This is a genomic window from Nocardioides sp. NPDC057772, assembly GCF_042798075.1.
In the GTDB taxonomy this organism is placed as follows: Bacteria; Actinomycetota; Actinomycetes; order Propionibacteriales; family Nocardioidaceae; genus Nocardioides.
In genome coordinates this window covers 1-1486 of sequence record NZ_JBHVKN010000387.1, presented here as the reverse complement: position 1 = coordinate 1486, position 1486 = coordinate 1, and the positions used below count along the sequence as shown (strand labels likewise).

General features: G+C 68.2%; 1 protein-coding gene. It reads left to right on the top strand.

The window, feature by feature from the left end; genetic code table 11:
• Positions 1 to 260: 260 nt before the first annotated feature.
• Positions 261 to 1486: glycoside hydrolase family 16 protein (locus ACFVJS_RS27925; protein ID WP_378886794.1), on the top strand; the 1226-nt coding region annotated here is incomplete at its 3' end.

The following is a 1486-nucleotide window of genomic DNA, read 5'->3' as shown; positions in this document are numbered from 1 at the left end:
GGGGTGTGTTTCGCCTGAGTGGGCCGCGCGGGCCCACCTGACCAACCCGGGGGGCACATTTGCGCCGACTCGACGGTGGTGAGCGGGACAGTTGCGCCGACTCGACGGTGGTGAGCGGGACAGTTGCGCCGAGTGGGCGAGATCTTAAAGAGTTCGGCGTTTCGTGACGCGCGTCACATCGCTTTGGGACCATGACACTCGAGAGAGCGCTCTCACGAGTCATCGGGGCTCATCGCTCGTTCATCGGAAAGCGAGTCATCATGAGAAGTCTCAAGGCATTGTCAGCCGCTGTGGTCGCGGCCGGGGTGGTCGCGGTGGCGATCCCGCTGTCATCGTTCGGACAGGCGTCGGAGGCGTCGGAGGCGTCGGAGCCGGGCACTCCGGCCGGTTGGACCAAGGTGTGGAGCGACGACTTCACCGGTGCGGCCGGATCGCGGATCAACACGAACGACTGGATCTACGACATCGGTCACTCCTACCCCGGAGGTGCCCCCAACTGGGGCACCGGGGAGATCGCCTACCACACCGACAGCACCCAGAACGTCTACCAGGACGGTGGCGGGAACCTCGTCATCAAGCCGATCCGAGACGGCGCCGGCAACTGGACCTCGGGTCGCATCGAGACCAAGCGGACCGACTTCCAGCCGCCCGCGGGTGGCGTCCTCCGCGTCGAGAGCCGTATCCAGATGCCGAACGTGACCGGCGCGGCCGCGCAGGGCATCTGGCCGGCGTTCTGGATGCTCGGCGCGCCGTTCCGGGGCAACTACTGGAACTGGCCGGGTATCGGCGAGATCGACATCATGGAGAACGTCAACGGCGCCAACCAGGTCTGGGGCACGCTGCACTGCGGCACCTCGCCCGGCGGCCCGTGCAACGAGACGACCGGTCTCGGCGGCACGCTCCAGGGCTGCCCGGGCTCCACCTGTCAGTCCTCGTTCCACACCTACGCGATGGAGTGGGACCGCAGCACCAGCCCCCAGCAGATCCGGTTCTACGTGGACAACACCCACTACCACACGGTCCGCTCCGACCAGGTCGACGCGACCACCTGGAACAACGCGACCAACCACGGCTTCTTCATCATCCTCAACGTCGCGATCGGTGGCGGCTGGCCGGGCAACCCGACCGCGGCGACCGCGTCCGGGGTGCCGATGCTGGTCGACTACGTCGCGGTCTACTCCAAGGGCGGCGGCACCACCGAGCCGACCGACCCGCCCGTCCCGGGCAGCCGCGACGCCTACTCGACGATCCAGGCCGAGTCCTACAACGCGCAGAGCGGCACCCAGACCGAGGCGACCACCGACAGCGGAGGCGGTCAGAACGTCGGCTACCTCAGCAACGGCGACTGGCTCCGCTACGACGGCGTGAACTTCGGCTCGACGCCGGCGCGCACGTTCTCGGCACGGGTCGCCTCGGGCGCGCCCGCCGGGGTCAGCGGCCTGGTCGAGGTGCGGCTCGACAACGTGAACAACGCGCCGATCGGCAG